Genomic DNA, 23,318 nt, shown 5'->3' on the forward strand with positions numbered 1-23,318 from the left:
GCCATTTGAACGATCGACCACCTATCGCAGGTCGATCAGGACCTCGGCGCGGCGATTGAGCGGCTCACGCACGCCGTCAGGCGTTTCGACAGCGGGACGGCTTTCGCCGAAGGCCTGAAGCGAAATGCCGTTGGCGGGCACGCCAAGCCGGACCAGTTCGTCGCGAACCGCGCGGGCGCGGCGTTCCGACAGGCCGACATTGTAGGACGTCGCACCCGAACGGTCGGCGTGACCGTCGATCTGGACGCTGGCCACTCCGCAGGTCCGGGCCTGGTCGATGGCCTGGTTGATCACCGTGCGGGCCTGGTCGGTGATATCGGAGCGATCCCACTCGAAATAGACCACGAAACCGACATCGTCACACTCCGGTGCCGGCGGAGGCGGCGGCGGAGGGGGCGGAGGCGGAGGAGGTGGCGGCGGCGGCGGCGGAGGGGGCGGCGGAGGCGGAGGCGGCGGCGGAGCCGCAAACACATACCGCAGACCCAACCAGACCTCGTGACCGTTCAGCGAGCTGACATCGGTGTTCTGGAACTGCGTCTCGCCGGTTCCGAAATAGCGGTACTGCGTATCGAGATACCAGTTGTCGCCCATCGCCCAGCCGACGCCGGCGATCAGATTCCAGACGAAAGTCCCATCATCGTCGCGCGCGACGACATAGCGGGTATCGGACGGCCCGGCGTTCGGCACGGGTCGCGAGCCGGTGGCCCAGCCAGCCAGCGAACCGCTGACCTGGCCGTAACCGGCACCCGCGCCGAGATAGGGCTGGATCCAGCCGTCCCGGTTGAAATCGTAATAGGCGTTGAACATCGCCGACCAGATATGAAAGTCGCTGGCCGAGTCCTCGAACGCGCCGATCGAGCCGGTGTCGTTGTAGCGGTGGGCGCCTTCGATCTCCCAACGCCAGCCATTGTCGTAGGCGTAGCCAAAGGCCAAGGCTTCACGCCAATTGGACTCGCCCTGGATTTCGCGATCAGCAGTGCCGGCGAGATTGACGTCAGCATCGCTCGGGCCGCCATAGCCGACCGACAGGCTTCCATACCAGCCTTCATCGGCATGGGCCGCCGAGAATGCCGGGACGGAAAGCGCCAGACCGATTGCGGCGGCGGACATAAGATATTTTTTCATTGCATCCCCTCCATGGGCGCGTCCCGCCGGTCATGCCGGCAGGACGCGTATGGTGATTGATTGGTTCTCGCGATTCCGGCCTTAGCAGCCGCGGAATTCGCCGTTGCGCCAATAGGTGCAACCGTCACCGTTATTGACGTAGTAGTACCGGTTCGCCCGGCTGTCGTAGTACAGCTCGGAATGCCGGTTGTTGTTCTGGCTCCAGGGGCAGACCCCGTCGCGCTGGCAACCGACGGCCGCGCCGCCCGCTGCGCCGACAGCGGCGCCGATCGCCGCGCCGGTGGCGGCATCGCCGGAACCGGTATTGTTGCCGATCGCGGCACCCGCTGCAGCGCCGAGGGCACCGCCGACGACCGCGTCACGCGTCGTGTTTTCGTAGCCGGCGCAGGCGGTCAGGGCCATTGCCGGGGCCAGGCTCGCGATAAGCAGGAAGCGTCGCATGGGAGAACTCCTTCTGGTCATTCGTTCCGATCAAACGCACGCCGTCGCTGAATGTTCCCTCCCGAAAACGGAACTGAACGCCGGGATGCAATCTCTCGAAACGGGAAGTGTGGAAGCGGCGCGCAAACCGCGCCGCTTCCAGTCGGAATCCGCGTCAGCCGCGCTTAGAGCGACGGATCCGCGATTTCATCGTCCTCGAGGGGATCGGCATCGTCGTTCGCCTCTTCGTCGACACCGTCGAAGGCGTCGTCATCGCTCAGCGGATAATCCGATGCGAGATCTTCATCGAAGTCCGGCAGCGCCGCAAATCCCTCGGCGTCGATCATCAGGTTGATCGTGTTGTCGTCTTCGAGGTTCGAAACCAGCTCGAACTCACCGTTTTCGATCAGGACCTCGCGGCCGCCGACGTCGGCAACACCGCCGGTTTCGACCACGATCGCCTCGACTTCACCGGCGTCGGAGAGACGCACGCGCTCGACATTGCCGAGCTCGGTACCCGCCGATCCGAAGACCGCCGTGTCGATCCAGTCGTGATCATCGGTGAAGCCATTCTGCAGCTCGGCCTCATCCCAGGACTCGTCCGACTCCGACTCATTCCAGGACTCATCGGAATCCATTTCGTCATAGGTCGTGTCGTCGTCATGGATCGGTTCATCAAGGATCGGATCGGTGGTTTCCGGCATGTCGGACGTCACCGGCGGAGTCTGGTTGTCCTCGGGTGTGACCTGCGGATCAGCGGCGAACGCCGGACCGGCAGAGAAAGCCAGCATCGTGGTGGCAATCAGGAAGCGTTTCATATCTGTGTCTCCATCTGCTTCTCGGGATCTCCATCCGGAATGCAGTACGCATTCAGGACAAGAACGCTGCGCGCCGATGAGAGTTCCGCACGTGAGCAGCCGATTTCACGACAAATACAAGAGCAATAACAACGCGTTCGGGAAGGTGGCGGCAATCGGGCACCGCCACCCCGACTTGGTCACGATTGTCTCCGGGTCATCCCAGGACGAGCCGTTCGAGATCACGGGTTTCGACGGCACGGTTGCGGGCCTTGAGCAACGGTTCGGCCAGCGCATGGACGTCGATTGCGGCCGCATCGGGATCGGGATCGATATTGAGACGGAACCGGTGATGTTCATGACGCAATGTGCGGCGCGGCCGGTAACGCTCCAGCATGCCGCAGCCGCTCGCATCGATCAGTTCGAATGCGGCAGGGGCCGCGTCATCAAGCGCATCGAGCAGGCGCTGCAGCATCCAGGCCGTCGCTGGCGCGTACTCGCGCGACACTTTTTCGGGGTCGCGCTTTGCTGCGGAATTCCCAACCGATCGAGGCAGATTGATCCGGCCGGGATGGGCTCCGGCCCAGTCAGCGACCGCCTCGCATGCACCGAGGGCATGCGGCAGGGTCTGTTCAGCTGCAAACCTCAAAATGGGCAGGAGCGTCGCTTCGTTGACGGTGGATCGGGACGCCTCCGCGGGACGGACTGAGCCGCCGTGCATGGCGTGCATCCACCGCGACAGGCGCGGCAATCGCGAAAGCAATTCGATCCCGAACTCTGTTTCGTTCCAGAGAAACTGGAACGGCGCGGCCAACGCGCAATCGGCAATGGAAGGCAGGCCGCCAAGCAGGAAGGGCGACACCTCGAAATGGCGCTCGAGCAATGCCGAAAGGTCGCCGATCCGGGCAGCGCGCGACGGCCAGGTCTTGTCGATCAGACCCTGCCGGCCAAGCCGCGCCCGGACCTGGGCATGGAGCCGGCGGGAGACCCGCGCCCGCATGTCATCCTCATGCTCCGGGTAGAGTGTCGCCGCCAGCTCGGTGGCTGCGGCCGGGCTTTCGGCTGACCAGACCGCGAAGGACGCGGTGGGCGACAGCCAGTCATCCGCGAACATCTCGATCAGGCGATTGGCAATTCGCCCCTCACTGTCGTCAGGCAGGAGACCGTCACCGGGCTCACGCGATTCCAGATGATCGATCATCGCGCGCGTGTCCTGCACCGTCTCGTTTGAAGGCGTGACCAGCACGGGGATGTCGATCCGCTTCAAACGCGGCAGAATCTCGCTCTTCAGGATCAGGCGCGAAGCCGATACTTCGCGGAAGGCGATATTCCGCCGTTGGAGGTAGAGCCTCATCTTCAGGCTCGCGATCGACTCTGGGGATGTGATCAATCGATAGTGCCGCATGGGTCTTGCTCCCTTGCAGGCTTCGGGCGCCTCGCGGGCACCTAGCCCTCCGCTTCGACCTCGACCGTTTGGCCACCGAACGAGAATTCGACGCGCTCGGTCCGGCTTTCCTTCCAGAGCAATCCGGCCAGAACGATGATGACGACTGCCAGACCGGCCAGCGCCAGGTGGACCGGGCGAATATTCGATTTGCGAGCGTTCATGACAGCCTCCTTGTCGGCCTTGGAAACGCTGCGACCTGAATTTCGTTCCGCGCGAGAAAATTCGAATCGGGGAACCCGGCCCGCCGACCCGCGTTACGTCCTCCACAGATCGAGGAGTCGGACCGATGGATGCCCTGCTTGCCCGTCTGAAGAATTATGTCGATTTGCCGCGGCCTTCCGAGGCGGCGCTGATCGGTATGCCGCACGTGCTCAAACAGATGCCGCGCGGCAAGACGATCATCAGCGAAGGCGAGGTCATTCGCCGTTTTCACGTCATCCAGAAAGGCTGGGCAATCCGCAAGCGCCTGCTGGAAGACGGACGGCGGCAGATCATCAACTTCCTGCTGCCCGGAGACGTCTTCGACCTGCAAGCCATGATCGACTCCAAGTCGGACCACGGCATCGAAACGATCACGCTGTGCGAGGTGCGCTCGATCCCGACTCCGGAATTTCTCAGTGTCGTTTCGGCCCACCCGGCCTTGAGCTCGGCGCTCTGGTGGTCAGCCGTCCAGGAGGAAGGCATTCTCCGCGAACACATCGTGCGGGTCGGCCGGCGCAATGCGATCGAACGTATCTCGCATCTGCTTTTCGAATTGCGTCGCAGGCTGATCCTCACCGGCAATGCCGATCCGGAGGACCCCGTTGCGCTGCCGTTGAGCCGGCAGCTGATCGCCGACGCGGTTGGCCTGTCCTCGGTCCACGTGTCGCGGACGGTCTCGGCAATGCGCCGTATGGGGCTGGTCGCCACGAACGCCCACCTGCGAATTCTGGACCCGGAATCGCTCGCGTCGATCGCCGGATTCGACAGCCACTACCTGCACCTCGACGCACGCCCATTGGGACAGGTCCGTTTCAATGACGGACGCGGCTCAATGGCATGAGTGCCGTATCATAGGTTAGCGCGCGCCACCGGCCCGCGCCGCACTTTCCCGCGAAACCCACGCGCGGGAGAGCGTCATTCTCGAATTTGCCCTGCACATCATCCCCCGCCTCCGGCGCTTCGCCAGGCTGATGATCGCCGATGCGGCCCGCGCTGACGCCGTCCTTCTGACCGCATTGGAGGAATGCCGCTGCGGGTTACGGAAAGCGCGCGACCAGTCCGCCGTCGTACGCCTGCTTTATGCTGCGGCCGCCGCCGGCCTCGAGCAGGACGCCCGCGCCCTCGATGTGGTGCCTTTGTTCAACAGCACCGGTGTTGACGACCTCCAGCTTCTCCCCGCCTTCTGGTCCCTTCCCTACGACGAACGCCTCGCCGCCTGCCTGCTGGTGGTCGAGGAGTTCGCCCCCGACCTGGCGAGCGCGGCGTCGAATGTTCCTGCGGACGTGCTCGAAGCCCGCGCTGATCGCGCCGTGGCACGGCTCAGCGGGACGCTTCCCCACCGGACAAGATAGAAGAAAGGGTGACTTGAACGATGAACGAGACGTGCGGGTGTTCGCGGAAGACGCCGAAGAATTCTCCGACACGCAAGGCGATACGCCGTCTGGGGAGGGACATCCTGAACCGGCTCGAGCCGGACGAGCGGCTTGGCCAGGCGCTTGAAAACGACGATGTCGGGAAAGGAAAAACCGGCAAGCCGGAATAAGGTGTCCGGCCGGTAGAGCGAGGACGGAGGGATCCAACGGGGGGGACAGGCGCTCTACCAGCCGGACGATTGAAGAACGCCCTGTCTGCAGAATTGGTTCCGGTGAAATTCAGAAAAAAAATCGGGCCGGAATCGGCTTCGCAGCTCAGCAAGATATTCAACGAAAAATGCGCACCCGAATCCGGATGCGCATTTCTCGATGAGCGGCGTTGCATCCGGGATCACACCGGAGGCCGTCCTCGGATCGCGTCGCCGACGCCGCGCAGAATGATCAGCGCAATGGCAACGAAAAACAGGATTTGAGCCACCATCGCCGCCGTGCCGGACAAGGCGAAGAAGCCGAAATAGCCGGCGATCAGCGCGATGATGATGAAAAGCAGCATCAGTTCGAGCATGTCAGTCTCCATCGGGGATCCGGGTCCGTAAACCGTCTCCGGAACAACACGCCGGCGCTCCCGGGGTTCCATGGGCAATCCATGGCCATCACTTCGCCTGACGGCGGTCACATTACGCGGAACAACTGCCCGCTCCGAGCGTTCCGGTCACGAACTTCAACAAGGAGTCGTGAACATGCAACGCATCTGGCAAGCGGGTAGCGCCATCGCCGCCGCGACTCTTTTCGGCGCATCTGCCCCGTCCTTCCTGCCGCACCACGAAGCCGCGCTCGAAGCGGCGCGCGGACTGAATGGAAATGTATTTTTCGAAGCGCGCATCACCGAGGTCGACGGTCGCGCAGTCGGAACGGTGGAACGCGTCCACCTTGACTCGGACGGACAGGTCGAGGCGCTGGACATTCGCTGGCGTGCCGGCTGGACCACCGATCCGTTCACCCTCACCCAACCGGTCGACCGTCTTTCCTACGATCGCGGCGCCAACACGCTGATCGCCGATGCGCGTCTGCAAGTGATGCGCGACTGGGCGGCCGAGGACGCGCGGGACATCGCGCGAACCTCAGGTCTGCCCGTCAATCGCGTTGGCGAAGGCGTGCTCGCAGGCGCCGAACTGGAATCCGCCAGTGGCACCCCGCTCGGCCGGCTGGTCGATGTCGAAACCGACGAAACCGGAACGATCCGCGCACTGGTCACCGTGCAGCGCTCCGGCAACTGGTTCACCGCCCGCACCACCCGCCATACCTGGCCCGCAGAGCATGCCCGCTGGGTCGCCTCGGAGCGGGTGATCAGGCTTTCCGTGGACATCTGACCTCCCACCCGGAACCCCGCCCCATCCCAGACCCAAAAGGAGATCCCCATGTTGAGTTGGGCCATTCTGTTCTTCATTCTCGCGCTCGTCGCGGCCGTATTCGGATTTGGCGGCATTGCGTCGACTTTTGTCGGCATCGCCCAGATCCTGTTCGTCGTCTTCCTGATCCTGTTCGTCATCTCGCTGGTCATTCGCCTCGTGAGGGGCGGAACGCCGAGGGTCTGACGCCGCAGCTTCGCGCCGGATAAAAAAGCCCCGCTCGCTTGAGCGGGGCTTTTTCGTTGAACCTGTGCCGGCGCCTAGTCGGCAGCGTCCTGCACGGCTTCACCGGCATCCTCGACATCCTCGCCGGCACCTTCCACCGTGTTGCAGCCGGCGATCGTGATCGCGAACAGGGACAGGAAGAGAAGAGAGAGCAGCTTGTTCATGGATCTTGCCTTTCGGTTTTGAACTACCAGGCAGGAAACGCGTTCGATCCGGTTCCGGTTTCACGTTGCGGGAGATTCTTCCGCGCCCGGATTGATATGATCGAGCGGAAAGCGGATCGTGATCCGCACGCCCGCATCCGGCTTGCCGTCGACTTCAAACTCGCCTTCCAGCTGGATCGCGAATGCTTCGAACAGCGACGATCCGACCCCCTGCCTCCGCTCCGTCTCGGTCAGGCCGATGCCATTGTCCGTGACCGTGGTTTCGATCCACACATCGCCGCCGCGCTCGAATTCATTGAGGATGACCGTCAGCACATTGTCCGCATTGCCGTTCGGGAAAGCATGCTTGTAGGCATTGGTCATCGCTTCCGTGATGAACATGGAGAGCGGCACGGCTTCGTCCGTGCTGATCACGCGATCCTTGAGCGTGCTTGTGAATTCCAGGCGAACCATTCCGTTTGGCCCTGGGCCGGCTTCATGCGTCAACCGACACAGTTCCGACAGGAAGGGCTCGATCCGGATGAACCGGAGATCCTCAGCCTCGTACAGATTGCGGTGAACCATTGCGAGCGCGTTGATGCGCGCCTGCGCCTCGCGCAGGGCAATGACGGCCCCCTGGTCGGCGACATTGCCGAGCTGAAGATTGAGCAGGCTCGTGACGATCTGCAGATTGTTCTTCACCCGGTGGTGTACTTCCCGGATCAGGGTCTGCTTGTACTCCAGCGCATCATTCAATTCCTCATCGCGCTCGGCGATCCGGGATGCCATCCACTGGAAGCTGTGCGCGAGGTCCCGGATTTCCCGGGGCGCGCGCTCGGCGCGGACCGGCACGATCTCATATCGGCCAAGCCCGTACAGGCGTGCAATCCGGCCGAGATAGGATAGCCAGCGAAGGATCAGGTGGTCGGTCGAAATCCAGATGGCGACAAGCGCCAGAAGCCACATCAGCAGGGGCAGGATGAAGTTGCTCGACACATCGAGCAACGCCCAGGAAAGCAGCGACGGCCGCGGCGCGGACAGCAACACATAGACATCGCCCTCGATCAACGAGGCGACGGCCAGTATCCTCATTCCCGTTTCCGGGTTCTCGCGCTCGAAGATCACGATTTCGCCGGCATCCGCCCGCATCAGCAGGTCCGGCTCGATACTGTCGACGTGCAACTGGATGCGTTCGGTGATCACCGCCCCGCCGCGATCAACAATGCCGGCAATCAGTCCCTGCTCATTGTCGTCCCGCCTGATTCCGAGTTGCTCGATCACCGAAACCCGGATTCCCGTCGCCATGACGCCTGCCAGCTCGCCATTCCGGTAGAATGGCAAGGCCGTGGCGAGAACCGGTTCTCCGGTTGACGGACCAATTCGAAAGCGGCTGATCACGAAGTCCTGCTCCGATACTGCGTCCCGAAACCAGTCCGCATCCGAGAAACTCGTCTGCTGTCCCGTGGGACTCCCCGAGCACAGCACCTCGCCATTGAGGTCGAATACCGCGAAATTGGTATAGGCCCGGTTGCGCTGGGTGACGCGGGCCAGGGCGTTCGAACATCCGGCACCGAGGTTCGCGACCTCGGGAATGGAGGAGATGGTGATCATCAACTCCTCGGTTCCCCGGATCAGCACTTCCTGGTCGTGCGCCAACAGCCGCGCCGACGCGGCGAGTTCGCGTTCCAGGATTTCCTGCTGGTTTCGGCCATCGACCCAGGCCTGGATCGCGGCGAGGACAAAGATCGGCGAAAGCGCGAGCGCGACAAGAACCAGCAGTCGCGCGCGCAGCCCCGGTTGAAAGCGCGACCCTTCGGGTTCAGCCACGGTCCCCTGCCAGCGCATGGGCCTCGGCGATGATTTCCTCGGCAGCCTTCAGGGCATCATGGCCGGAACGCCGCGTCTTGGGGCGTTCCGACATCAGCTTGGTCAGTGCGGCACGTGCCCGGTTCACGCGGCTCTTGATCGTACCGACCGCGCATTCGCAGATCTCGGCAACCTCTTCATAGGCGAAGCCTCCCGCCCCGACCAGGATAAGCGCTTCGCGCTGCTCCGGCGGCAGCGACGTCATGGCATGTTTCAGATCGGCCAGCTCCATGATCGATTCCTGCCCCGCAGGCATGGTCGCCATGCTTTCCAGGCCGTCATCGCTGACCTCGTTCTTCCGCCACGCCTTGCGGCGCTCGGAATAGAAGTGATTGCGCAGGATCATGAAGACCCACGCCTTGAGATTGGTACCCGGCTCGAAGCGTTGCCGGGCCTGCCACGCCTTGACCAGCGCCTCCTGGGCGAGGTCGTCAGCTTCACTGGCATTGTTGCAAAGACTTCGGGCGAAGGCACGCAAATGCGGGATCAGCGCAGCCAGATCCTGACGAAACACGGCCGCATCTGACGCAGTCGGATTATCGACCGTCATTGCCGCCCTCCCCTTCAGGTTCGTCCAGCCTCGACAGAAGGTCCATGAAATCGTCCGGCACCGGTTCGTTCACGACCTCGTCGTAGAACTCGCGCAACCTGCGTCCGATCGCGTCCTGCGACGTGCGGTTCGAAGCTCCGCCACTTGCAGTGTCGCGATGCGCCCGGGCTGGTTCGGCTTTCTTGGTCATACTGAGGTCCATGGTGGCGTGGTTCGTCGATCGGTTGGCACACGAATGCTGGCTTCAGCGCCTATAACAACCGCCGGGCCATAGGGTTCCACGAGGGTGCAATTTTTTTTCACGTCAGGGAACCAATCGGCATCTGACCGGTTTAAACCGACTGGAATAATCGAATTCGAACGGGGAAATTACTGCATGAGTTTCGTGAATGAGCTGGGGCCGCACCTGCCATTTCTGCGGCGCTATGCCCGCGCACTGACCGGGTCGCAAAATAGCGGCGATGCCCATGTTCGGGCCGCACTTGAAGCGGCCATCGCCGACCGCAGCGTGCTCGACACCTCGCTCCCGGCCCGTGTCGCGCTCTACCGTCTGTTCCACGCCGTGTGGAACAGTGCGGGAGCAACGCTTGATGCAGCCAACGACGAGGGCGAAACCGGCTCCGGTCCGGAAGGCCGGCTGCGCCGGCTGCCGCCGGTCAGCCGTCAGGCCTTGCTCCTCACCGCGATGGAGAATTTCTCCGGCAAGGAAGCCGCCCTGATCCTGGGCGTCAGCGACGACCAGATCGACCAGTTGACCGACCGGGCACGCGAGGAAATTGACGCCGTCCTGAAAACCAATGTCTTCATCATTGAGGACGAGCCGATCATCGCAGCCGACCTGCGCCGGATCGTCGAAAGCCTCGGTCATGACATCGCCGGGCAAGCCCGGACCAAGACGGAAGCGGTCGAACGCGCCCTGCCCGCCAGGCCCGGTCTCGTGCTTGCCGACATCCAGCTCGCCGACAATTCGTCGGGCATTGATGCCGTGCACGAAATCCTCAAATCCCATACCTGCCCGGTGATCTTCATCACGGCCTTCCCCGAACGCCTGCTGACCGGCGAACGACCGGAACCGACCTATCTGATCACCAAACCCTTCCTCCCCGATGCCGTGAAGGCTGCGATCGGCCAGGCGCTTTTCTTCGCCTGAACGCACGAATGCAGGGACGAGATTGCATCGGGCCGCGGAAACGCGGCCCGTTTTGCTTTTTGATGCAGCACAAGGCCGGGACACGGAACGAACAGCCCTCTCCATCCGTTGATATGGCGACGAAGCGAAGCGCGTCATTGCCGCGCCGCTTCGACGACAGGCTGGAGACACATCATGAGCGCGCTGACCGTCATTGCCGCCGCACTGCAGCTTTCCGTCGCCCCGACGGAAGCCGGTGCGCGGAGTGAATGTCCAGTCCCGGTTGGCGGTCTTACAGGCGTTGTCGCAGAAATTTCGGGACGAGCGGCCGGTGGAGAATACGCACCATCCTTCGCGTTCGAAGATCCAGGCAATTGCGGAGCCCGATTCAACCTGTTCGAGCGGGGCGATGTCGACGGTGACGCGCTCGAAACGCCGATACGGTTCGCGACCTTCTCCCGTCTGGATCGCCCGAATGACGGCACCGGCCAGTCCAGCTCGCTCGGTGTGACGATCCAGTTCGACAATGCCGATATCCGCTTTCCCTCGATGGCGATTGTCGCGGGCGTCGACCGCCGCACCGTCTTCCTCGCGCCGGGCCTGAACGGTTTTCAGCAACCGGTGGTGAACCTCTCGGATTCGCTGGATGTCGCGGACGGCTATGGCGGTGTGGCCTGGCGGCTGTCGCCCGAGCGCTTCGTGTCGGTCAGCTATGTCCGACAGGAGCGGTCCTTCAATTCCGGCATGTCCGAATGGCGCGAGCAGGACCATTTCGTCGGCTTCGTCTTCAATCAGCGCTGGTGATTCAGCCGCCGGAACGTTGCGGCGCTGTCTTCTTCCTGCGGATCAGCCAGCGGTAGATGCCTAGAAGGTTGATGCCGGTCAGGACGACATTCTGCAGGCTGAGCGGCGGCTCCCCCTCGCCCACGCCGACAATGATCCAGCTGAGCGATGATGTGGTGAAGACGACAAACCCCCACCCGGTGATCCGCCGGCCCGCATCGATGGAGATCATGATCGCGGCGGCAATGCCGGATGCCATCGCGTACCAGCCAAGCAGATCGATCATGGGGCGCTCCTGTTGCGTCAGCGCCGCCATCGACGCGTGGCGACAACGCCTGCGCGTCGGGCAGGTTCCACCCTTCACTTCAAGGCAGCGGGGATTATGGTGTCCGGCATCCGCGCCGGATCACGACCAGACGGCGCCATGGGAGGATGACAATGCAAAAATGGTTCTACAGCGCGGCAGTGGCCGCCCTGATGACCGCGACAGCGGCACAGGCCCAGACCGACGGTGACACGCCGACGGTCGATGACGCCCGCGCCTTTCTGAGCGAAGCCGAAGCCGAGCTCGCCGAGTACAACGAGTACGCCTCGCGCGTTTACTGGGTGTACGAGAATTTCATCACCTTCGACACCGAACGCCTCGTCGAGCGCGTCGGCGCCGAGGGCACTGAAATGGCGGTTCGCCTGGCCAACGGGACAGCGCCCTTTGCCGCGATCGAGCTGCCGGAGGATCTGCGCCGCAAGATGACCGCGCTGACGGCCGGAATCACCCTGCCCGCCCCGTCGGGCGATGATGCCGCGACGGAACTCGCCTCGATCACGACACGCATGAGCTCGGCCTATTCGACCGGCACGATCGACGTGGACGGCGAGACCGTTCCGCTCAACGAGCTGGAAGTCCTGATGCGCACCGAGCGCAATCCGGAATTCCTCGCCAATATCTGGAATGACTGGCGCGCCGCGATCGATCCCGACCAGATGGCGTCCGATTACGCCCGCATGGTGGAAATCACCAATCAGGGCGCGCGCGAGCTTGGCTTCGACAATCTCGCCGAGATGTGGCTGTCGAATTACGACATGCCGGCCGACGAGATGGAAGCCGAGGTCGAGCGCCTCTGGGGCCAGGTCTCGCCGCTCTACGAACAGTTGCACTGCTATGTGCGCGCCGAGCTGAACGAGGAATACGGCGATGACGTCCAGCCGGAAACCGGCCCGATCCGCGCCGACATTCTCGGCAATATGTGGGCCCAGGGCTGGAGTGGCATCTACGACATCGTCGCACCGGAAGGGGCTGGCGAGCAGTATGACCTGACCGCCCTCCTCGTTGATCAGGGCTATGACGCCCGCCGCATGGTCGAAACCGGCGAAGGCTTCTTCTCCTCGCTCGGCCTCGAAGAATTGCCGGACACGTTCTGGGAACGCTCTCTCTTCACGCGCCCGGAAGACCGCGACGTGGTCTGCCACGCCTCGGCCTGGGACCTCGACTCGCAGGAAGACATCCGCATCAAGATGTGCATCTCGATCAATGCGGACGATTTCCGGACCGTACACCACGAGCTGGGCCACAATTACTATCAGCGAGCATACCGCCATCAGGACACGCTGTTCCAGACCGGCGCCCATGACGGCTTCCACGAAGCGATCGGTGACTTCATCGCCCTGTCGATCACGCCGGACTACCTGGTTCAGATCGGCGTGCTCGATGAAAGCCAGGTGCCGGACGCGTCCGCCGATACCGGCCTCCTCATGGAACAGGCGCTCGACAAGATCGCCTTCCTGCCGTTCGGCTATCTGATGGATCAGTGGCGCTGGCAGATCTTCCGCGGCGAGACCACACCGGACGAGTACAATGAATCCTGGTGGGAGCTGCGGGAACGGATCCAGGGCGTGACCCCGCCGGTCGACCGGCCGGACAACGCCTTCGATCCGGGCGCGAAGTATCACATTCCGAACAACGTGCCCTATCTGCGATACTTCCTCGCCCACATCCTGCAATACCAGTTCCACCAGGCGGCCTGCGAGATGGCGGGCTGGGAAGGTCCGCTGCACCGCTGTTCGGTCTACGGCAATGCCGAAGTGGGCGCGCGTCTCAATGCAATGCTGGAAATGGGCGCCTCGGAGCCCTGGCCGGATGCGCTCGAAGCCTTCACGGGCACCCGCGAGATGGATGGTTCGGCGATCATCGCCTACTTCCAACCGCTGATGACCTATCTCGAGGAGGAGAATGAAGGCCGCACCTGCGGCTGGTAGTTCCTTCACCAGCGTCTGAATCGGGGCGGTCCGGCATCGGGCCGCCCCTTTCATGTCCGCATGCAGGGCTTGCCGCCAACGCCTGCGCGGCGATAGACCGGGACCGGACGACCAGTTCGATCGGAGTTTGCATGGCCGACAAGATTCACACCTCGGTCGACCTGACCGGCGAGGACATTCACTGGGCTCCTGAAGGCGGACTGTCCTACGGACGCTATCTCGCGCTGGACCGGATCCTGTCGGCCCAGAACCCGCTGACCGATGAGCATGACGAGCTCATGTTCATCGTGATTCATCAGGCCAGCGAGCTGTGGCTGAAACTCTGCCTGCATGAACTGGATGGGGCCATCGCCTGCATCAAGGCGGGCGATACCGGCCCGGCCTTCAAGATGATTGCGCGCATCGCCCGGATCCAGGAGCAACTGACCCAGTCGTGGTCGATCCTCGCGACAATGACGCCGGCCGACTATCTGCGTTTCCGCGACAAGCTCGGCCAGTCGTCCGGCTTCCAGTCGGCGCAATACCGGATGCTGGAATACAAGCTGGGCAACAAGAACGCCGACCTCGCCCGCGTGCATGAAAACACGCCGGTCCACGCCGAGGTCGTTGCCGCACTCAACGCGCCGAGCCTCTATGACGTGACGCTTCAAATCCTCGCGAAAGCCGGCTTCGATCTCCCGAAAGACGCAACCGAGCGCGACTGGTCCACACCGTATCTGCCCTCGCAAGCCGTGGAGGATGCGTGGGCGGAAGTCTACCGGAACACGGAGAAGCACTGGGCGCTATACGAACTCGCGGAGAAGCTGGTCGATCTCGAACATCGCTTCCAGCAATGGCGCTTCAATCACATGAAGACGGTAGAGCGCATCATTGGCTACCGCCGTGGCACGGGGGGGTCGAGCGGCGTCGGCTATCTCGTCAAGGCGCTCGACCTGCGCTTCTTCCCGGAACTCTGGACGGTGCGGACCAAGCTGTGAGCGAAACCCGCCGCATCTGGGACATCTCGCAAACCCTGCGGCCCGGCCTGCCGGTCTGGCCCGGCGACACCGCCTTCGCCATCGAGCGGACCTGGGCGCTGGAGGGCGACTGCCCGGTCAATGTCTCGAAACTGACGCTCTCAACCCATTCCGGCGCGCATGGCGATGCCCCGCTGCACTACGACCCGGACGGAGCAGCGATCGAGGCGGTCGATCTCGCGCCCTATATCGGCCCCTGCCGGGTTCTTGATGTCCGTCACGCCAGAGGGACGGTGAAACCCGCCGACTTCGACGCGGCGAAGCTTGCTCGACAGACCCGCATCCTGTTCCGGACCTATGACGCCTTTCCCCACGAAATCTGGGATTCCGGCTTCACGGCCGTCGCCCCGGAAACCGTGGAGTTGCTCGCAGCCGCAGGCGTGAAACTGGTCGGGATCGACAGCGCCTCGATGGACAAGGAAACCTCCAAGACGCTCAACGCACACCACGCGGTGCGCCGCGCCGGCATGCGCATCCTCGAAGGACTCGTCCTCGACGATGTTCCCGAGGGCGATTACGAACTGATCGCCCTGCCGCTCAAGATCGCCGGCGCGGACGCCGCTCCGATGCGCGCCATCCTGCGGAGCCTTTGATGAGCAATCTGACGCTCGACGACATTCGCGAAATGGACCGCGATGATCCGCTCGCCGGGTTTCGCGGCCGTTTCGAACTGCCCGAAGACGTCATCTATCTCGATGGCAATTCGCTGGGCTGTCTGCCGAAGGCGACGCCGGCACGCCTCGAAACCGTCGTGCGCGAAGAGTGGGGCCGTGACCTGATCCGGTCATGGAACACGGCGGACTGGATCAACGCGCCTCGGCGGGTGGGTGCGAAGATCGCGAAACTGATTGGCGCGAGCGATGATGAAGTCGTAGCGGCAGACTCAACTTCCATCAACGTTTTCAAGGTTCTTTCGGCCTGTCTTCAACTGAATCCGGAGCGCACCATCCTGCTCTCGGAACGCGGGAATTTCCCGACTGACGTCTACATGATGCAGGGCCTGTCGGTCCTCTCGGGCGGCCGGATCGAGACCCGCCTCGTCGATGGCAAGGACATAATCGGCGCGCTCGACGCGACCGTTGCCGCCCTGCTCCTCACCCATGTCCACTACAAGACCGGCCGGATGCGCGACATGGCGGGCGTGACCGCTGCTGCCCACAAAAAAGGCATCCCGGTGATCTGGGATTTGTCGCACAGCGCCGGCGCGCTGCCGGTCGACCTGAACAGCGCGAAGGCCGATTTCGCGGTCGGGTGCGGCTACAAATACCTCAATGGCGGACCGGGCGCGCCTGCCTTCCTGTTTGCAGCCAAGCGCCATCACGAAGCGGTCTTCCCGGCGCTGTCGGGCTGGCTCGGCCATGCCGCACCGTTCGACTTCGACGACGCCTATCGCCCGGCTCCGGGCATCGACCGCTTCCAGTGCGGCACGCCCGGCATTCTCGGCATGGCCGCGCTCGAATGCGGCCTCGACGTGATGCTGGACGCCGACATGGCGGATCTGCGCGCCAAGTCGTCTGCGCTGGGTGACCTCTTCATCGCACTGATGGCCGAGCGTTGTGCGGATTTCGGCTTCACCCTCGCCTGCCCGGCGGACCCGGCCGAGCGCGGCAGCCAGGTGTCCTTCCACCACCCTGATGGCTACGCGATCATGCAGGCCATCATCGCGCGCGGCGTGATCGGCGATTTCCGCGCACCAGACATTTTGCGCTTCGGCTTCGCCCCGCTCTACAACAGCCATGAGGACGTCTGGCGTGCGGTGCATGTCCTATGCGACGTGATGCAAAGCGGTGAATGGCGCGATGACAAATACGCACAGCGCGCCGCCGTGACGTGAGGACATCCCGCGTCTAGTCTCGCATCTGACAAATCGGAATCGGTCCTGGGGAGGACAAAAGCCGCATGAAGATCGCCTGCATCGGCGGGGGCCCGGCCGGCCTCTATTTCGCGATCTCGATGAAGCTGCGCGATCCGTCCTGCACGGTCGACGTCTTCGAACGCAATGCGCCGGACGACACCTTCGGCTGGGGCGTCGTCTTCTCCGACCAGACGATGGACAATCTGCGCGCCAACGATCCCGAAAGCGCCGCGGTCATCGCCGACAGCCTCGCGCATTGGGACGACATCGCCGTCTATTTCCGGGGCACGGAAGAACGCTCCGGCGGGCACGGCTTTTCCGGCATCGGCCGGATGCGGCTTCTGAACCTGTTGCAGGACCGGGCACGCGAACTCGGCGTCGGCCTGAAATTCGAAAGCGAGATCGATCCGTCGCTCGAAGGCCTTGCCGACTACGATATGATCGTCGCCAGCGACGGCATCAATTCCCGCATCCGCGAAGCCCACAGGGACGTCTTCAAGCCGGACATCGACCTGCGCGCCAACAAATTTGTCTGGCTCGGCACGAAGAAGGTGTTCGACGCCTTCACCTTCGCCTTCGTCGAGACGCCGCACGGCTGGGTCTGGGCCCATGCCTATCGCTTCGACAATGACCTCTCGACCTTCATCGTGGAGTGTTCGGAAGAGACGTGGCGCGGCCTCGGCTTCGACACGATGGACCAGGACGCCACCTGCCGCGCCTGCGAAGCCCTGTTCGCGGAATGGCTGGACGGCAACGCGCTGATGAGCAATGCGAAGCATCTGCGCGGCAGCGCCTGGCTCAATTTCCGCCGCGTGCTGTGCGAAACCTGGATCAAGGACAAAATCGTCCTGCTCGGCGATGCCGCCCATACCGCGCACTTCTCGATCGGATCGGGCACCAAGCTCGCCTTCGAGGACGCGATCATGCTGGCCGATGCGCTGACGCAGTCGGAACGCCCGCTGGCTGAGGCGCTGCACGATTATCAGGAGACGCGGAAGGTCGAAGTCCTGAAGCTGCAGAGCGCGGCGCGGAACTCGACGGAATGGTTCGAGAACCTCCCGCGCTACACGCATTTCGAGCCGATCCAGTTCGCCTATGCCCTGCTGACCCGCTCTCAGCGCGTCAGCCACGAAAACCTCCGCCTGCGCGACCCGCAATGGCTCGGCAAGGTCGAGAACTGGTTCGCCGCCAAGGCAGGCGCCGATCAGCGGCCGCCCATGTTCGCGCCCTTTCGCATCCGGAACATGGAGTTGATGAACCGCGTCGTGGTTTCGCCGATGTGCATGTACTCGGCCGGGAACGGCGTGCCGAACGACTTCCACCTCGTCCATCTCGGCGCTCGCGCGCTGGGCGGGGCGGGTCTCGTCTATACCGAAATGACGGATGTCAGCCCCACGGGCCGCATCACACCGGGCTGTACCGGGCTGTGGAATGACGAGCAGGCCGATGCCTGGACGCGCATCGTCGAATTCGTCCACACCCGCTCCGGCGCGAAGCTCGCCATCCAGCTGGCCCATGCCGGCCGCAAGGGATCGACGAAACTGTCATGGGAGGGCGACAACCAGCCCCTGGCCTCTGGCGGCTGGCAGACCATCGCCCCCTCGCCTGTCCCGTGGGATTCGACCCACCCGCTGCCGCGCGAGATGACCCGCGCCGACATGGACCAGGTGCGCGATGATTTCGTCGCTGCCACGAAGCGTGCCCTTGCTTGCGGCTTCGACATGATCGAACTGCACGCCGCGCACGGCTATCTCTTGTCCTCCTTCATCACCCCGGTGTCGAACAAGCGGACGGACGAATATGGCGGCAGTCTCGAAAACCGGCTGCGCTTCCCGCTCGAAGTCTTCTCCGCGATGCGCGCCGCCTGGCCGGCCGACAAGCCGATGGCCGTGCGCTTGTCGGCGACCGACTGGATCGGCGAGGATGGCATCACGCCCGACGAGACGGTGAAGATCGCCGAAGCCTTCATCGCCGCCGGCGCCGACCTGATCGACGTTTCGGCGGGTCAGACCACACCGCTGGCCAAACCCGTCTATGGCCGCATGTTCCAGACGCCCTTCTCCGATCAGGTCCGCAACACGCTGCACTGCGCCACGATGGCGGTCGGCAATATCTACGAACCGGACCACGTCAATTCGATCCTCGCAGCCGGCCGCGCCGACCTTGTCGCGCTGGCGCGCCCGCATCTCGCCGATCCTAACTGGACGCTGCGGGCGGCGGCGGAACTTCAGTATCGTGGGGCGAACGTCCCCAAACAGTACCGAGCCGGTATCAGCCAGTTGGCGCGCAATCTCGAACGCGCCGCAGAAATGGGGGAGTTGAAGGTATGAGTGTTCTCAAGGGCCGCCGCGCGGTCATCACCGGGGGCGGCACGGGCATCGGTCTCGCCACGGCCAAGCGTCTTGCCGCCGACGGCGCGTCCACCGTCCTGATGGGCCGCAATCTGGAGCGTCTGGAAAAGGCCGCCGCGGAAATCGACGGCGCGACCGCCATCCAGTGCGACGTCACCGATCAAGCGAGCGTCGCCGCCGCCTTCGCCAAGGCCAGCGCGGGCGGCAAGATCGACATCCTCGTCAATAATGCCGGCATCGCCTCGGGACGCCCCTTCCACAAGCTCGACTATGACGAGTTCCGCCGCATCCAGAACGTCAATGTCGACGGCGTCTTCCACTGCACCAAGGCGGCGCTCAAGGATCTGATGGGCGGCGACTATGGCCGCGTCGTGAACATCGCCAGCGTGGCGGGCCTTCGCGGCGGACCCTACATCTCGCACTACTGCGCCTCGAAGCATGCCGTCGTCGGCATGACCAAGGCGCTCGCCGCCGAATGGGGCCAGACGAAAGTGACCGTAAACGCCGTCTGCCCCGCCTATGTCGAGACCGACATGGCGGAGAACGCGATCAATACGATCATGTCGAACACCGGCCGCACGCGCGAACAGGCCATCGCTGAGCTGGCGGGGATGAACCCGCAGAAGCGCCTGATCCAGGTCGAGGAAGTCGCCGAATGCGTCTTCTGGCTCTGCCATCCGAACAGCTTCACGGTGAACGGCAAGGCCATCTCCCTCGACGGCGGCGCGCCATAAGGCTGCAATGATGAACCCGGAAACCTTCGCCCCCGAACACTTCCGCTGGGATTTCGACGAGGGCGTGGCCACGGTCACGCTCAACCGGCCCGAGCGGAAGAACCCGCTGACTTTCGACAGCTATGGAGAGCTGCGCGACACCTTCCGGGCGCTCGTCTACCGGCCCGAAGTGAAGGCGGTGATCCTGACCGGCGAAGGCGGGAATTTCTGTTCCGGCGGCGATGTGCACGAGATCATCGGCCCGCTGACCGAAATGGACATGCCGGGCCTCCTCGTCTTCACGCGCATGACGGGCGACCTCGTGAAGGCAATCCGCGATTGCCCGCAGCCCGTCATCACGGCAGCGGACGGAGTCTGCGTCGGTGCCGGGGCGATCCTTGCCATGGCGTCCGATCTGCGCGTCGCCACGCCGGAAACCAAGACCGCCTTCCTGTTCAACCGGGTCGGGCTCGCCGGCTGCGACATGGGAGCCTGCGCGATCCTGCCCCGCATCATCGGTCAGGGCCGGGCCAGCGAACTCCTCTTCCTCGGCCGCACGATGAGCGCGGAAGAAGGCGAGGCGTGGGGGTTCTGGAACCGTGTTGTGCCGCAGGGCGAGCTGATGACCACCGCCAACGATCTCGCGGCTCGTATCGCCGCCGGGCCGAACTTCGCCAACGCCATGACCAAGAACCAGCTCAACGCGGAATGGGACATGGGACTTCACCAGGCCATCGAGGCCGAGGCCCAGGCCCAGGCGATCTGCATGCAGACCGAGGATTTCCGCCGCGCCTACCGCGCCTTCGTGAAGAAGGAAAAGCCGGTCTTCGAGGGCAATTGAACATGGCGGACGACAGCTTCCTCGACTGGCCCTTTTTCGAAGACCGCCACCGCGTTCTCGCCAGAGACGTTCGCACTTGGGCGGTCGGAAAATTCGCCGGGGACGGCTTCCTCCATCACGGGGATATCGACGACGAATGCCGCGACATCCTGACCGGCCTCGGCCAGACCGGCATCGCCGCCCACGCCGTGCCGTCGGCCTATGGCGGGGTCAGCGAGACGCTGGACGTCCGCTCGCTCTGCCTCGTCCGTGAAAGCCTCGCCTACCGCTCGGGCCTCGCCGATTTCGTCTTTGCGATGCAGGGGCTCGGATCGGGTACGCTGTCACTGTTCGGCAGCGAGGCGCTGAAATCGACCTGGCTGCCGCGCGTCGCATCAGGCGAAACCGCTGCCGCCTTCGCCCTGACCGAACCGGAAGCCGGATCGGACGTCGCCGCGCTGGCGATGACGGCGCGGAAAGACGGCGCCAGCTATGTCCTCGACGGCCGCAAGACCTTCATTTCAAACGGCGGGATTGCCGGCTTCTACACCGTCTTCGCCCGGACCGGCGAAGCCAAAGGTGCGCGCGGCATCTCCGCCTTCCTTGTCCCCGCCGACACGCCAGGCCTGACCGTCGAGGCGCGGATCGAGACCATCGCGCCCCACCCGCTTGCCACGATGAAATTCGACGCCTGCCGCGTACCGGAAACCGCGCTGATCGGCCAGGCGGGCAGCGGTTTCAAATACGCGATGGGCACGCTAGATGTCTTCCGCTCGACCGTCGCCGCCGCCGCGCTGGGCTTCGCGCGCCGCGCGATGGACGAGGCAAAGTACCGCGCCACCAGCCGCAAGCTGTTTGGCGGTACGCTATCGGACCTGCAGATCGTGCAGTCGCAGATCGCGGAAATGGCGCTCGACATCGACGCGTCCGCCCTCCTCATCTACCGCGCGGCCTGGGCCAAGGATGGCGGCGCGCCGCGCGTCACGCGCGAAGCGGCGATGGCGAAGCTGCACGCCACCGAGACGGCGCAGCACACGATCGACAAGGCGGTGCAGATCTTCGGCGGGCTTGGCGTCACAGTCGGGTCGGTGCCCGAAGCGCTCTACCGGGAAATCCGCGCCCTGCGCATCTATGAAGGCGCATCCGAAGTCCAGAAAATCGTTATAGCCCGGCAGGTTCTGGGAGAAAGCTGATGCAGATACTTCAACCCGAAGGCTGGCCGCGCCCCAAGGGGTATTCCAATGGCGCCGCCGTGTTCGGCCGGCAGATCTTCGTTGCCGGTCAGATCGGCTGGGACGAGACCGAGACCATCGTCTCCGACGATTTCGCCGAACAATTCCGCCAGGTGCTGAAGAACACGCTCGCCGTCCTGACGGAGGCTGGGGCCGGCCCCGAACACGTCGTCCGCATGACCGGCTACATCACCGACCGCGACGAATATCTCGCGGCGGGCAAACAGATGGGCGCGATCTGGAAGGAGCTGATGGGCCGCAACTATCCCGTCATGGCCTTCGTCATCGTCGCGGGCCTCATCGAACCCCGCGCGAAGATCGAGATCGAAACGACGGCGGTCCTGCCGGGTTAGGCCCCCTCCAGCACCATCGCCGCGCCCTGCCCGACGCCGACGCAGAGTGTGACGAGGGCGTAGCGCCCCTGCTCCGCCTTCAACCGGTGCGCCGCCGTCAGCGCCAATCGCGCACCGCTCATGCCGAGCGGATGGCCGAGCGCGATCGCCCCGCCCCAGGCGTTGAGGCGCGGATCGTCGTCGGCAATGCCCCAGCTCCGCGTGCAGGCGAGCACCTGTGCGGCAAAGGCCTCATTGAGTTCGATCGCGTCGATCTGGTCGAGGCTGAGGCCCGCCAGCTTCAGTGCCTTCTCGCTTGCCGGGACCGGGCCGATCCCCATCGTGCGCGGCGCGACCCCCGCCGTGGCGAAGGACACGATCCGCGCCAGCGGTTCGCCAGCGGTTTCGCCTCCGATCAGCAGTGCCGCCGCGCCATCATTCACGCCCGAGGCATTGCCCGCCGTAACGCTGCCGCCCTTGCGAAAGGCCGGCTTCAGCTTGGCGAGATCGTCCGGCGACGCGTCCGGACGCGGATGCTCGTCCTTCGTCACCGATACGGGATCGCCGCGCCGCTGCGGCACCGGAACGGCTACGATCTGATCCGCCAATCTGGATTCAGAAGCGCCGGCAAGGCGCTGGGATCGCAGCGCAAACGCGTCCTGATCCTCCCGCGAAATACCGAATTCCTCGGCGAGGTTTTCCGCCGTCTCCCCCATCGCGTCGGTGCCGTAGATCGCCTCGAGTTTCGGATTGACGAAACGCCAGCCAATCGTCGTGTCGAAGATTTCCGCGCGGCGGTCAAAGGCGGCTTCCGCCTTGCCCATCACGAAGGGCGCGCGCGACATGCTTTCGACGCCCCCGGCGATCACACGGCTCGCCTCGCCTGTCTTCACCGCCCGCGCCGCCTGCGCCACGGCTTCGAGGCCGGAGGCGCAGAGCCGGTTCACAGTCACGCCCGGCACGTTCTGCGGCAGGCCCGCCACCAGCAGCGCCATGCGCGCGACATTGCGGTTGTCCTCGCCGGCCTGGTTGGCGCAGCCGAGGATAACCTCGTCGATCGAGGCGGGATCGAGACCCGGCTGACGCGCCAGAAGCGCCGTCATCGCCTGCGCGGCGAGATCGTCGGGGCGTACGCTCGATAGCGCACCGCCATAGCGGCCGATCGGCGTGCGGACGCCGTCCAGAATGAAGGCTTCGGTCATTGGCGGCTTCCCGTGCTAGACAGTGCGAATCCGGACGGCGTCACACCACCACAAGAAGCGCCGCCGCACCAAGGGG

General features: G+C 64.1%; 28 protein-coding genes. 16 read left to right on the plus strand and 12 right to left on the minus strand.

Translation table 11 applies throughout. From position 1 onward, the window contains the following. Positions 1 to 21: 21 nt before the first annotated feature. The 5 genes from ACFOOR_RS00630 to ACFOOR_RS00650 form a co-directional block, all read right to left on the minus strand. Entirely contained in the window at positions 22 to 1,125 is a 1,104-nt protein-coding gene (locus ACFOOR_RS00630) for an OmpA family protein (RefSeq protein ID WP_343163682.1), read from the minus strand. Positions 1,126 to 1,206: 81 nt separating this feature from the next. Continuing rightward, a complete protein-coding gene (locus tag ACFOOR_RS00635; RefSeq protein WP_236954871.1) occupies positions 1,207 to 1,566 on the minus strand; it encodes a glycine zipper domain-containing protein in 360 nt (119 codons plus the stop codon). Positions 1,567 to 1,730: 164 nt separating this feature from the next. Continuing rightward, the gene (locus ACFOOR_RS00640; RefSeq protein ID WP_343163681.1) at positions 1,731 to 2,363 is read right to left on the minus strand and encodes a PRC-barrel domain-containing protein; all 633 of its coding nucleotides are present in this window, start codon (positions 2,361 to 2,363) and stop codon (positions 1,731 to 1,733) included. 196 nt (positions 2,364 to 2,559) lie between these two features. Beyond that, the gene (locus ACFOOR_RS00645; protein ID WP_343163680.1) at positions 2,560 to 3,747 is read right to left on the minus strand and encodes a glutathione S-transferase family protein; all 1,188 of its coding nucleotides are present in this window, start codon (positions 3,745 to 3,747) and stop codon (positions 2,560 to 2,562) included. Between the two features lie 41 nt (positions 3,748 to 3,788). Further along, positions 3,789 to 3,950 (minus strand): hypothetical protein, encoded by a 162-nt coding sequence (locus tag ACFOOR_RS00650; RefSeq protein WP_343163679.1) that lies wholly within the window; start codon positions 3,948 to 3,950, stop codon positions 3,789 to 3,791. 125 nt (positions 3,951 to 4,075) lie between these two features. Between ACFOOR_RS00650 and ACFOOR_RS00655 the strand changes: the two genes are divergently transcribed. The 3 genes from ACFOOR_RS00655 to ACFOOR_RS00665 all read left to right on the plus strand — a co-directional run bounded on the left by ACFOOR_RS00655 (position 4,076) and on the right by ACFOOR_RS00665 (position 5,533). Then, positions 4,076 to 4,831: a Crp/Fnr family transcriptional regulator gene (locus tag ACFOOR_RS00655; RefSeq protein WP_343163678.1), complete on the plus strand. Its 756-nt coding sequence runs from the start codon at positions 4,076 to 4,078 to the stop codon at positions 4,829 to 4,831. 130 nt (positions 4,832 to 4,961) lie between these two features. After that, a complete protein-coding gene (locus ACFOOR_RS00660) occupies positions 4,962 to 5,342 on the plus strand; it encodes a hypothetical protein (RefSeq protein WP_343163677.1) in 381 nt (126 codons plus the stop codon). 20 nt (positions 5,343 to 5,362) lie between these two features. Further along, positions 5,363 to 5,533, plus strand: coding sequence for a hypothetical protein (locus tag ACFOOR_RS00665; protein ID WP_343163676.1), 171 nt, complete (start codon positions 5,363 to 5,365; stop codon positions 5,531 to 5,533). A gap of 221 nt (positions 5,534 to 5,754) precedes the next feature. On the opposite strand, the gene ACFOOR_RS00670 is transcribed toward ACFOOR_RS00665, so the two are convergent. Then, positions 5,755 to 5,928, minus strand: a complete 174-nt coding sequence (locus tag ACFOOR_RS00670) for a DUF1328 domain-containing protein (protein WP_343163675.1) — start codon at positions 5,926 to 5,928, stop codon at positions 5,755 to 5,757. Between the two features lie 175 nt (positions 5,929 to 6,103). Between ACFOOR_RS00670 and ACFOOR_RS00675 the strand changes: the two genes are divergently transcribed. Beyond that, a complete protein-coding gene (locus tag ACFOOR_RS00675) occupies positions 6,104 to 6,733 on the plus strand; it encodes a hypothetical protein (protein WP_343163674.1) in 630 nt (209 codons plus the stop codon). A 48-nt stretch (positions 6,734 to 6,781) separates the two neighbouring features. Beyond that, the gene (locus tag ACFOOR_RS00680) at positions 6,782 to 6,958 is read left to right on the plus strand and encodes a DUF1328 domain-containing protein (protein ID WP_343163673.1); all 177 of its coding nucleotides are present in this window, start codon (positions 6,782 to 6,784) and stop codon (positions 6,956 to 6,958) included. A 74-nt stretch (positions 6,959 to 7,032) separates the two neighbouring features. On the opposite strand, the gene ACFOOR_RS00685 is transcribed toward ACFOOR_RS00680, so the two are convergent. Genes ACFOOR_RS00685 through ACFOOR_RS00700 form a run of 4 tightly spaced genes read right to left on the minus strand, consistent with a single transcriptional unit; the run spans position 7,033 to position 9,746 of the window. Beyond that, positions 7,033 to 7,161: an entericidin A/B family lipoprotein gene (locus tag ACFOOR_RS00685; protein WP_343163672.1), complete on the minus strand. Its 129-nt coding sequence runs from the start codon at positions 7,159 to 7,161 to the stop codon at positions 7,033 to 7,035. A gap of 60 nt (positions 7,162 to 7,221) precedes the next feature. Then, positions 7,222 to 8,967: a sensor histidine kinase gene (locus ACFOOR_RS00690; RefSeq protein ID WP_343163671.1), complete on the minus strand. Its 1,746-nt coding sequence runs from the start codon at positions 8,965 to 8,967 to the stop codon at positions 7,222 to 7,224. Beyond that, positions 8,960 to 9,556, minus strand: coding sequence for a sigma-70 family RNA polymerase sigma factor (locus ACFOOR_RS00695; protein ID WP_343163670.1), 597 nt, complete (start codon positions 9,554 to 9,556; stop codon positions 8,960 to 8,962). Before ACFOOR_RS00695 ends, ACFOOR_RS00690 begins: the two co-directional genes overlap by 8 nt. Continuing rightward, positions 9,543 to 9,746 (minus strand): NepR family anti-sigma factor, encoded by a 204-nt coding sequence (locus tag ACFOOR_RS00700; RefSeq protein WP_343163669.1) that lies wholly within the window; start codon positions 9,744 to 9,746, stop codon positions 9,543 to 9,545. The genes ACFOOR_RS00695 and ACFOOR_RS00700 overlap by 14 nt, the downstream gene beginning before the upstream one ends. A 186-nt stretch (positions 9,747 to 9,932) precedes the next feature. On the opposite strand from ACFOOR_RS00700, the gene ACFOOR_RS00705 reads away from it, so the two are divergent. Together ACFOOR_RS00705 and ACFOOR_RS00710 are read left to right on the plus strand one after the other, a co-directional pair. Next, positions 9,933 to 10,706 carry a response regulator gene (locus ACFOOR_RS00705; protein ID WP_343163668.1) on the plus strand — a complete coding sequence of 258 codons (774 nt, stop codon included), beginning with the start codon at positions 9,933 to 9,935 and terminating at the stop codon, positions 10,704 to 10,706. A gap of 174 nt (positions 10,707 to 10,880) precedes the next feature. Continuing rightward, a complete protein-coding gene (locus tag ACFOOR_RS00710) occupies positions 10,881 to 11,489 on the plus strand; it encodes a hypothetical protein (RefSeq protein ID WP_343163667.1) in 609 nt (202 codons plus the stop codon). Between the two features lies 1 nt (position 11,490). On the opposite strand, the gene ACFOOR_RS00715 is transcribed toward ACFOOR_RS00710, so the two are convergent. After that, a complete protein-coding gene (locus tag ACFOOR_RS00715) occupies positions 11,491 to 11,754 on the minus strand; it encodes a hypothetical protein (protein WP_343163666.1) in 264 nt (87 codons plus the stop codon). A gap of 152 nt (positions 11,755 to 11,906) precedes the next feature. Between ACFOOR_RS00715 and ACFOOR_RS00720 the strand changes: the two genes are divergently transcribed. The 9 genes from ACFOOR_RS00720 (at position 11,907) to ACFOOR_RS00760 (ending at position 22,061) form a co-directional block, all read left to right on the plus strand. Continuing rightward, positions 11,907 to 13,721 carry a M2 family metallopeptidase gene (locus tag ACFOOR_RS00720; RefSeq protein ID WP_343163665.1) on the plus strand — a complete coding sequence of 605 codons (1,815 nt, stop codon included), beginning with the start codon at positions 11,907 to 11,909 and terminating at the stop codon, positions 13,719 to 13,721. 131 nt (positions 13,722 to 13,852) lie between these two features. After that, a complete protein-coding gene (locus ACFOOR_RS00725) occupies positions 13,853 to 14,698 on the plus strand; it encodes a tryptophan 2,3-dioxygenase (RefSeq protein ID WP_343163664.1) in 846 nt (281 codons plus the stop codon). After that, complete coding sequence (gene kynB, locus ACFOOR_RS00730) at positions 14,695 to 15,330, plus strand: arylformamidase (protein ID WP_343163663.1); 636 nt, start codon at positions 14,695 to 14,697, stop codon at positions 15,328 to 15,330. Before ACFOOR_RS00725 ends, kynB begins: the two co-directional genes overlap by 4 nt. Then, on the plus strand, positions 15,330 to 16,571 hold the full coding sequence (gene kynU / locus ACFOOR_RS00735) for a kynureninase (protein WP_343163662.1): 1,242 nt from the start codon (positions 15,330 to 15,332) through the stop codon (positions 16,569 to 16,571). The genes kynB and kynU overlap by 1 nt, the downstream gene beginning before the upstream one ends. A gap of 65 nt (positions 16,572 to 16,636) precedes the next feature. Further along, positions 16,637 to 18,922, plus strand: coding sequence for a bifunctional salicylyl-CoA 5-hydroxylase/oxidoreductase (locus ACFOOR_RS00740; RefSeq protein WP_343163661.1), 2,286 nt, complete (start codon positions 16,637 to 16,639; stop codon positions 18,920 to 18,922). Next, positions 18,919 to 19,677, plus strand: coding sequence for an SDR family NAD(P)-dependent oxidoreductase (locus ACFOOR_RS00745; protein WP_343163660.1), 759 nt, complete (start codon positions 18,919 to 18,921; stop codon positions 19,675 to 19,677). Before ACFOOR_RS00740 ends, ACFOOR_RS00745 begins: the two co-directional genes overlap by 4 nt. 10 nt (positions 19,678 to 19,687) lie before the next feature. Further along, positions 19,688 to 20,497: an enoyl-CoA hydratase family protein gene (locus ACFOOR_RS00750; RefSeq protein ID WP_343163659.1), complete on the plus strand. Its 810-nt coding sequence runs from the start codon at positions 19,688 to 19,690 to the stop codon at positions 20,495 to 20,497. 2 nt (positions 20,498 to 20,499) lie between these two features. Further along, positions 20,500 to 21,669: an acyl-CoA dehydrogenase family protein gene (locus tag ACFOOR_RS00755; protein WP_343163658.1), complete on the plus strand. Its 1,170-nt coding sequence runs from the start codon at positions 20,500 to 20,502 to the stop codon at positions 21,667 to 21,669. Continuing rightward, entirely contained in the window at positions 21,669 to 22,061 is a 393-nt protein-coding gene (locus tag ACFOOR_RS00760) for a RidA family protein (protein ID WP_343163657.1), read from the plus strand. Before ACFOOR_RS00755 ends, ACFOOR_RS00760 begins: the two co-directional genes overlap by 1 nt. Here the strand turns inward: ACFOOR_RS00760 and pcaF are convergent. Further along, positions 22,058 to 23,242, minus strand: a complete 1,185-nt coding sequence (gene pcaF / locus ACFOOR_RS00765) for a 3-oxoadipyl-CoA thiolase (RefSeq protein WP_343163656.1) — start codon at positions 23,240 to 23,242, stop codon at positions 22,058 to 22,060. The genes ACFOOR_RS00760 and pcaF overlap by 4 nt on opposite strands. Positions 23,243 to 23,318 lie beyond the last annotated feature (76 nt).

Source organism: Hyphobacterium vulgare, from assembly GCF_042643335.1.
GTDB classification, from domain to species: Bacteria; Pseudomonadota; Alphaproteobacteria; order Caulobacterales; family Maricaulaceae; genus Hyphobacterium; species Hyphobacterium vulgare.